Source organism: Pseudomonas sp. SED1 (assembly GCF_034044025.1).
GTDB lineage: Bacteria > Pseudomonadota > Gammaproteobacteria > Pseudomonadales > Pseudomonadaceae > Aquipseudomonas.
Window position 1 is genome coordinate 23,055 of record NZ_JAXCIS010000103.1, and the last position, 8,488, is coordinate 31,542.

Consider the following 8,488-nt stretch of genomic DNA (forward strand, 5'->3'; position numbering starts at 1 on the left):
GAATGAATTTGATGAACCAAGAAAGCATCACCCGTTACTGGCATGCCGTCGAATTGCTACAGCCCCAGTCGGCACCAAAAATCGAGAAGCGCGACAGCCTGCCGTCGTCATTTTTTCACGACATCAATGCCGGGCGGCCGGTGATGCCTTGGTCGGAACAAAGCCCGATCGCCCGGCAGCCGATTGCCGAGAACCGAATCTGGAGCCATACCCTCTTTGCTCATCTGTACGACAGCAAGCTTGTCGCAGAAAAGCTCAAGGCGCTTTACGGCGCCGACCAGGGTTACCGGGAACAACCCAAAAGCCGCGAGTCTGCACTGTTTGCGCTGAAGTTCACCGCGCAGGGGATGATGGTGCAAGACAGCCTGGTGCTGTCCAGCGAAGCCTGGTTCCTGGGAAAAACGCTGACAGGGAAAGATTGGAAAAGAGGCTTCGACGAGGACCAGAACGCCCTGCGTGAAGACATCAAGCCGTTGATGGGCGGACAGGTCGACGCCGCTGCGTTGCTTGAGTTGACCGCCAGGATTCGACGCTTTCTGGGCGTGGATGAGTTTTTCCAGGAATTGGCGCTGTTTCGGCACCGGTTTCGCTCCACTCCCGTCAAGGAGAAAAAGCCGGAACCGGAAGACGACCCGCTCAACAGCTTCCTGCTGTCAGACCTCGCCGATGTGTCAGACAGCCTCAGCAAAGGCTGTACCAGCAAGGCACTTGATCAATACCTCAAGCGTCACAGCCCGGAAAACCGTCTGCACGTCGATGAAGACGATGCCTCGGCGCAGTTGATCGAGCGTCTGACCCCGAAATATTACGCCCCAGGTTGCTGGCCCGCAGAGCGCCACCTGGGCCTGGTGCACTCGCAGCAGTTGGCGGTGAACACCATCATCGACACCCTGGCTGAGGGTGAGGGCCTGATTGGCGTCAACGGTCCTCCGGGAACAGGCAAGACCACCCTGCTGCGGGACCTGATCGCCGCCGTCGTCACCCGACGCGCCGATGTACTCGCCAGCCTGTCGCGCGCCTCCCAGGCCTTCGTCGAGGGCATGCCCGAAAAAGTCGGCGACGGGGCTGATTTTCAGAACATCCACAAGCTCGACCCGGCCCTTTTTGGCTTTGAAATCGTGATCGCGTCTTCGAATAACGGCGCCGTTGAAAACGTCACGATGGAGCTGCCTCAACGGAACAAAATCGACGAAAGCTGGCTGCCGGAGGCCGACTATTTCGGCGAACTGGGTGAGTTGGTCAGCGGACAACCGGCCTGGGGACTGATTTCCGCGGCACTTGGCAGCAAAGCTCGGCGCAAAGCCTTTGTCAGCCGTTATTTTTACGGCCAGGCACCCGAAAAAACCAAGGCTGGCAACAAGGCCGATGAGGCAACCGAATGGCTGCCCGCCCTGGATGCCGAAGAGCTGGATGACGAACCTGAGGCCGCCGACAGCGAATCCGGCGAATCGCCTGACGAAGACATCAGCACCCCGCGTGGCTTCCTCGGCTGGCTCAAGACACACGCCGATACCACCCGAACAACAGCTCAGCGCCAGGACACCTGGCGGCAAGCTGTCGCTGCCTACAACGCAGCAAAAGCTCGCGTTGAGCAACTGAGTGCCGACGCCAACGGCATCAATGCGCAGCTCCTCGCGTTGAACGCCTTATCCCAACAGGTCACTGAGCAATCAGACGCTCTGCGGCAGTCAAGCCAAAACATAAAGGATGTTGAGGCGCAGCTGACGCAACTGGATGAGGTCGAGTTCAAGCCTGCCCGGCACCTGTTGCAAGAGTGCCTGCTGGAACTGCAACGCCTTCAGCAGAACAAACCCGGATTTTTGGCCAACCTGTTCAGCTTTTGGGGTGCCCATCGCAACTGGAGCACGCAGCGGCGACTGATCAGTGCCAGGCACCTGATCGCAGAAGAAGACTTCGAACGCATCAAACGCAGTACGCTTCGCCTGACCGCTGAACGCACACGGCTCGATGACCTCAGTCGCGCAGCACACCAAGCCCTGACGCTCCTCCAGGAACGCCAGCGTCAACACGTTGAACACGTCACACGCTTGGCGCAAACCGGCAAGGCCGAGCATCTCCTGGCCTGGCTGCGTCATGGGATCATTGGCCGTGGCGAGGCAATCGAGCTGGTTGAGCCCTGGGCCATTAAGGGTTGGCGAGAGGCACGGGCCCAGGTATTTATCCAGGCGCTCAAACTGCATCAATGCTTCTTTGAACTTGAAGCCAAACGGATTCGCGCCAATCTGTTCTTCATCAACAGTGTGCTGCAAGGCGGTCGATTCCAGGGTGTCTCACGGGATGCCATTCGCTCAAGCTGGGCCTCGCTGTTCATGCTCGTGCCTGTGTTGAGCAGCACCTTCGCCTCCTTTGCGCGGTCGTTCGGCTCCCTGGGTGTCGGTGAAATCGGCTGGCTGCTGGTGGATGAGGCCGGTCAGGCAACCCCACAAGCTGCCGTCGGTGCCCTTTGGCGTGCGCGTCGCGCTGTACTGGTAGGCGACCCCTTGCAACTCAAGCCCATCATTACCGTCTCCGATGCTGTACTCGAACACATGCGAACCCGCTATGCGGTTGACCCCCACTGGCTACCCAACCGCCAATCCGCCCAGACCCTGGCCGACGAAGCCACTCTTTGGGGGCGAATGATGGGGCCTGCCCAAGACAAGCGCTGGGTTGGCCTGCCCCTCGTGGTGCACCGACGTTGTGACCGGCCGATGTATGCCTTGGCTAACCGAATCGCCTATGACGGTGTCATGGTATTCGGCACCCTCAGCCCAAGCCCGGAGAAGGAAACCACTGCTGGCCTGCCGACCGGCTGGATTCAAGCGAGCGGAGCTTCCACCGGCAACTGGGTCGCCGCCGAGGGCGCCGCGCTGCAGTCCTTGCTGGGCAGGTTGCGTGACGAGGGGGTGAGCATTGCTGATATCTCGGTCATCACGCCGTTCCAGGCCGTCAGGGAACGCATCAAACAGCTGCTTCCGCGCAAGATGGTGTTTGGCACTATCCATACCATGCAAGGTAAAGAAGCCGCTGTGGTGATCATGGTGCTGGGCGGTAGCAGCGAGAACCCGGGCGCGCGCGACTGGGTAGTCTGCGAACCCAACTTGCTGAACGTCGCCGCGACACGCGCCAAGCGGCGGTTCTACGTGATTGGTGACCGCAACGACTGGCGCCATCGGTCGTTATTCTGTGATGTGATGGACTTACTGCCACTGCAACAGCTTGAGCTGCCCGTTTCGTCGTGAGCGGGAAAGGGTTGGCCTTGACGTAGCATAAACCGCACCGTCAAGGCCCTGCCCTTTGCTAAACCAGGGTTGCACCCTGCCCCTGGTACACCGGGGTCATTTCTTCCAGCGGCTCGGTCAAAGGCCGGTTATCCGCCCCGGGTAACAGGATCACCTTGCGGCAATCCTCTTCGCACTTATCAAACAGTTCATAACCGCGCGCCGCCTGTTCCAGGGACAGCCGATGGGTGACGATCGCCTCCGGGTTCAGGTGCCCCAGTTCGATATGCTCAAGCAGCTCGGGAAGAAAGCGCTGCACGTGAGTCTGGCCCATCTTGAACGTCAGGCCCTTGTCGAAAGCATCGCCGAACATAAAGCCATGGATAAACCCCGAGTACACCCCCGCCACGCTCACTGTCCCGCCCCGGCGCACCGCGGCGATGCATTGACGCAAGGCTTTGCCGCTGCTGCCTTCGAGCTTGAGGGTGGCGAGGATGGTTTCAGTCGTGCTGCCCTTGGCTTCGAACCCTACGGCGTCCACCACGCCATCCACACCGCGCATGCCCTTGGTCTGGCGAATGATGGTGTCGGCAGGGTCATCGTCGTCCTCAAAGTTAACCGGGATCACACCGTACATTTGCTGGGCGTACGCCAACCGGTAGGCGTGCTGGTCAACCATGAAAATCTGCTCGGCACCGAGCATGCGTGCACACGCAGCACTCAGCAGCCCCACGGGCCCGGCGCCGTAAATCGCGATGCTGGAACCTGCGCCGATACCCGCATTGGTCACCGCCTGCCAGGCGGTGGGCAAGATATCGGAAAGGAACAACACTTTGTCATCCGCCAAGGTGCCGGGCACTTTGAATGGCCCGGTATTGGCCTTTGGCACCCGCACCAGCTCAGCCTGGCCACCAGGAACGCCACCGTACAGACGGCTGTAGCCAAATAGCGCCGCACCCGGTGGAATGGCTTTTTTATTCAGGATCGCCCCGCGCCCATCGTTGGTGGTTTCGCAGGCAGCGAACTGTTGCAACTGGCAGAAGAAACAGTCGCCACAGGCAATTACGAACGGAATAACCACGCGGTCACCGCGTTGTACCTGGGTGACCGCCGGCCCGGTTTCCTCGACGATACCCATGAACTCGTGGCCGAAAATATCACCGTGCTCCACCGTTGGAATCTTGCCCCGGTACAAGTGCAAATCGGAGCCGCAGATAGCAGTGGCCGTCACTCGCAAAATGATGTCGTCGGGTTGTTCGATAATCGGATCGGGAACGGTATCGACCTGTACTTTGTGGGCGCCCTGGTAAGTCATCGCTCGCATGGCCTGCACTCCTGTTGTTGAGGTGATTACCTAATTAAGGGGTGCAAGCACGGCTGCGGTTCAGTTGAACAGCGACGCCAACCGATAAGTGGTCGGAGGGATGGAGTGGCTTACACGTCGATAATCGCGGTGCCCGCGATGGTTTCGGCAAACCCTACATCCAACACGCGCCCCGGCGTTGCGAACCCCGGTTGGCGTTCACCGGCCAACACCCGACGCGCGGCTTCCACCGCCGCCAAGGGCGGTATAGCTGTCGCGTCCGGTGTAGTCCGTGGCGCCATAGATCATTAAGGTTTTCATTGGCCGTGCTGCCAGTTCTTGTAGACAAATTCCAGGCTGTAGCCGTCGGGGTCCAGCACGTTGGCCGCGTAGTAGTTCGGGTCATAGTGCAAACGTGCACCCGGTGCGCCGTTGTCGACAGCACCGGCATTGATTGCCGCCAGGTAGGCCGCATCGACCTCGGCCCTGCTGCTGGCGACAAACCCCACATGCACCGCCCTGCCCTCGACCACACCCTCGCGCAACCAGAAGAATATCCGCCCATTGGCGCCAAACCCTTTGAGGTCCGGATGGCCGGGTGGGCCAGCCTTGCCGTCGTAGTCGTGGCGCGTGGTGATGCCCAGCGGGGCCAGTGCGGCCTGGTAGAAATCGATGGAACGTCGAACATCGCTGACCGACAAAAAGACATGATCCAGCATGCTGTAGCCTCGCTTTTCAGATGATGTAACCGCCCGCGACCTCGATCGTCTGGGCATTGATCCAGCGGCCTTCTTCAGACAGCAACATGGCGATCACGCGCGCCACGTCCTCAGGCTCGCCCACTCGGCCGAGGGCCGTTTGGGAAGCCAGCAGCGCTTCGAACTCGTCATTGAGCCCGCCGCCCAGTTCGGTGCGGATGGCTCCCGGAGAGACGGCATTCGCACGGATCTGCCGTTCGCCAAACTCCTTGGCCATATAACGGGTGAGTACATCCAGCGCGCCCTTGAAGGCTGCGTAAGGTGCTACGCCGGCGGTGGCCACACGGGTCGTGGCGCTGGTGAGGTTGACGATGCAGGCGTGGGCTTGCAGCAGCGGCAACAAGGTTTGAGTCAGGAAAAACGGCCCTTTGAGGTGCACATTCAGCAGGCCGTCGAACTGGGCCTCAGTGACCGATTCCAGGGGATTGAACAGGCCATAACCGGCGTTATTCACCAGCCCACTCAAGCCACTTACGCCCCAGGTCGCCGATAACCCCCGTTTTACCGCCTCGGCAAAACCCTCGAAGGAGCTGACGTCAGCCACATCCAACGGCAGCGCCAGCGCCTTGCCGCCCGCCGCCTCAATCTTCTGCACTACTGCGTGTGCGGCCTCTGGATGGCTGTTGTAGGTCAGGATCACGCCCATGCCTTGCCGGGCACACAGCTCTGCAGTGCTGGCACCAATGCCAAGGCTGCCGCCGGTGATAAGGATAACGCCCATGTGTGGCTCCACTGCTTGCTCAAATGAGTCACCACAGTAGGCTTGTCCGCCTGATCCGCCGCAGCCGTTCCTGCTCGAAACCTGCCTGTTTCTGCTTTTTTCTTGCACATGACACGCCTGGGCGCTCAGCATGCCCGGCATGAACACACAACTGATCGAACTGCGTGCCTTGGCCGCCAAGGCCGAAAACCGCCGCACTGAAACGGGTATCCCGCGGGTGGCCATGGTCCAGGGCGCGATTCCCGAGCATATGCTGGCCGCCGTGTATGACCCGATGATCAACCTGATCCTGCAGGGCAGCAAATCCATGACCGTGGGCGACCGCACCCTGCGGTACGACCCGGCGACGTATTTCGTGATGTCCATCGAGCTGCCTGCGGTGGGCACCGTGCACCCGGCGGCGACCGGTGAACCCTACCTGGCGGTCAGCCTGACACTGGACCCGACGGTGCTCGCGACGCTACTGAGCGACTTGCCCGAACCTGCCGGGCGCTACGACCACGATGCCGGCTTTTCCGTGGCCGCCGTCACCCCGGAGTTGATAGACGCCTGGCTGCGCATGCTGCGGCTGATGGGCAACCCCGAGGCAATCGCCGCCCTCGCGCCGGTTTACGAGCGCGAGCTTCTCTACCGCGTACTGCAAGGCCCCCACGGCTGGATGCTGCGTGAAATAGCCGCGCCAGACACCGCCATGGCCCGGGTGAGCCAGGCGATCCAGTGGATTCGCCGGGACTTCGCCGAACCGATCCGGGTAGAAGCCCTGGCGCAGAAAGCCGCGATGAGCGTGTCGGCCTTCCACCGGCACTTCAAGGCCGTCACCAACCTGAGCCCGTTGCAGTATCAAAAACGCGTGCGCTTGCTGCAGGCCCGCACGTTGATGGTGGCCAGCGCCAAAAACGTCACCAGTGCCGCCTTCGAAGTCGGCTATGAAAGCGCCACCCAGTTCAGCCGCGATTACGCTCGGGTATTCGGCCTGCCACCGGCGCGGGATGCGGCGCGAATCCTGGGGGAAAACCGGGGCCCGAAGGCGAACTGACAACAACGTGCTAGCCTGCCATCCCACGCCCCACGACAAGGAGTTGCCGATGGCCGAGCCAAGCAAAAAGATGAGCCTGATGGGCCTGACCACCCTCGTGGCGATCAACATGATGGGCTCGGGCATCATCATGCTGCCCGCCAGCATGGCGCAGTTGGGCGCGATCTCGCTGTTGTCGTGGCTGATCACCGCCGTGGGCTCGATGGCGATCGCGTACTGCTTTGCCCAGTGCGGCCTCTTCTGCACCCGCACCGGCGGCATGTCGGCCTACACCGAAGAGGCCCACGGCAAGTCGGGGTTCTTCCTCTGTTCGTTCCTGTATTTCCTGTCGCTGATCATCGCCAATGTGGCGATTGCGATTTCGGCGGTGGGCTATCTGTCGTCCTTCATCCCGTGGCTGGGCAGCGGGCCGATCCCGTTGTTTATCGGCACCCTCGCGCTGATCTGGCTGACCACCGTGGCCAACTTCGGAGGCCCGCGCCTCACCGGCCGGATCGGCGTGGTCACCGTGTGGGGCGTGATCATTCCCGTGGCGGGCTTGAGCGTGTTCGGCTGGTTCTATTTCAAGGCCGAGGTGTTCAGCGACGCCTGGAACCCCAACCAGTTGCAACTATGGGACGCCATTGGCACGAGTATCCCGCTGACCCTCTGGGCGTTCCTCGGCATGGAGTCCGCGGCCCAGGGCTATGACGCGGTGGAAGATCCCAAGCGCACCGTGCCGCTGGCCTGCCTGCTCGGCACCCTCGGCGCGGCGCTGGTGTATGTGCTGTCGACCACGGTGATTCAGGGCATCGTGCCCAATGCCGAACTGGCTGAGTCTTCAGCGCCGTTTGCCTTGGTGTATGCGCAGATTTTCACGCCGCTGGTGGGCGATATCATCATGGCGCTGGCGGTGGTGGCGTGCATTGGTTCGCTGTTGGGCTGGCAGTTCACCTTGGCGCAAACGGCCAAGATGTCGGCGGACCAGCGTCTGTTTCCGCGGTTCTTCAGCCGGGTGAGCCGCGCCCAGGCCCCCGTATGGGGGCTGATTGCCTGTGCGGCGTTGCAGAGCCTGATTGCCTTGTCGACCATCTCGCCCACCGCCAGCGCCCAGTTCGGCAAGCTGGTGAACCTGGCGGTGGTGACCAATTTGATTCCCTACGTCACTGCGCTGACCGGGCTGCTGGTGATGATGCACAAGGCGCGGGTGGCGGCCTCGATTTATGCACGCAATACCACGGTGTTGCTGATTGCCGTGGGGTATTCGCTGTATGCGATTTATGCGTGTGGTGAGGAGGCGGTGTTTGGTGCGACGCTGGTGTTGGCGTTTGGGTATCTGCTGTATGGGTTTTTGGCGCGGCGGTTTATCACGGCCGGTGGTGGGTGAATATCCGTTAATTGGGTGATGGCTTAGATTGGTTCCGCTCTTACAGCGGGTCACTTTTGAAAAGAGCCCAAAAGTAACCAAAA

General features: G+C 61.1%; 7 protein-coding genes. 3 read left to right on the forward strand and 4 right to left on the reverse strand.

Annotation, left to right across the window (positions count from 1 at the left end; translation table 11 throughout):
* Positions 1-11 precede the first annotated feature (11 nt).
* Positions 12-3,242 (forward strand): ATP-binding protein, encoded by a 3,231-nt coding sequence (locus tag SNL23_RS13860; protein ID WP_318302489.1) that lies wholly within the window; start codon positions 12-14, stop codon positions 3,240-3,242.
* A 58-nt stretch (positions 3,243-3,300) separates the two neighbouring features.
* Here the strand turns inward: SNL23_RS13860 and SNL23_RS13865 are convergent, their stop codons facing one another.
* From SNL23_RS13865 to SNL23_RS13880, 4 genes are all read right to left on the reverse strand, one after another.
* Positions 3,301-4,545: a zinc-dependent alcohol dehydrogenase gene (locus tag SNL23_RS13865; RefSeq protein WP_076016342.1), complete on the reverse strand. Its 1,245-nt coding sequence runs from the start codon at positions 4,543-4,545 to the stop codon at positions 3,301-3,303.
* Positions 4,546-4,655: 110 nt separating this feature from the next.
* Complete coding sequence (locus SNL23_RS13870) at positions 4,656-4,826, reverse strand: hypothetical protein (protein WP_159442638.1); 171 nt, start codon at positions 4,824-4,826, stop codon at positions 4,656-4,658.
* A 15-nt stretch (positions 4,827-4,841) separates the two neighbouring features.
* A complete protein-coding gene (locus SNL23_RS13875; protein WP_076016343.1) occupies positions 4,842-5,243 on the reverse strand; it encodes a VOC family protein in 402 nt (133 codons plus the stop codon).
* A 16-nt stretch (positions 5,244-5,259) separates the two neighbouring features.
* A complete protein-coding gene (locus tag SNL23_RS13880; RefSeq protein ID WP_318302490.1) occupies positions 5,260-6,003 on the reverse strand; it encodes an SDR family NAD(P)-dependent oxidoreductase in 744 nt (247 codons plus the stop codon).
* Between the two features lie 139 nt (positions 6,004-6,142).
* On the opposite strand from SNL23_RS13880, the gene SNL23_RS13885 reads away from it, so the two are divergent.
* Together SNL23_RS13885 and potE are read left to right on the forward strand one after the other, a co-directional pair.
* Entirely contained in the window at positions 6,143-7,039 is an 897-nt protein-coding gene (locus SNL23_RS13885; RefSeq protein WP_318302491.1) for an AraC family transcriptional regulator, read from the forward strand.
* 49 nt (positions 7,040-7,088) lie between these two features.
* Positions 7,089-8,405: a putrescine-ornithine antiporter gene (gene potE, locus SNL23_RS13890; protein WP_318302492.1), complete on the forward strand. Its 1,317-nt coding sequence runs from the start codon at positions 7,089-7,091 to the stop codon at positions 8,403-8,405.
* Positions 8,406-8,488: the final 83 nt, after the last annotated feature.

Bases quoted from the DNA above. Each gene is read 5' to 3' on its own strand.
- SNL23_RS13860 (WP_318302489.1), top strand. From the start codon at position 12: ATGAACCAAGAAAGCATCACCCGTTACTGGCATGCCGTCGAATTGCTA.
- SNL23_RS13865 (WP_076016342.1), bottom strand. From the start codon at position 4,545: ATGCGAGCGATGACTTACCAGGGCGCCCACAAAGTACAGGTCGATACC.
- SNL23_RS13870 (WP_159442638.1), bottom strand. From the start codon at position 4,826: ATGGCGCCACGGACTACACCGGACGCGACAGCTATACCGCCCTTGGCG.
- SNL23_RS13875 (WP_076016343.1), bottom strand. From the start codon at position 5,243: ATGCTGGATCATGTCTTTTTGTCGGTCAGCGATGTTCGACGTTCCATC.
- SNL23_RS13880 (WP_318302490.1), bottom strand. From the start codon at position 6,003: ATGGGCGTTATCCTTATCACCGGCGGCAGCCTTGGCATTGGTGCCAGC.
- SNL23_RS13885 (WP_318302491.1), top strand. From the start codon at position 6,143: ATGAACACACAACTGATCGAACTGCGTGCCTTGGCCGCCAAGGCCGAA.
- potE (WP_318302492.1), top strand. From the start codon at position 7,089: ATGGCCGAGCCAAGCAAAAAGATGAGCCTGATGGGCCTGACCACCCTC.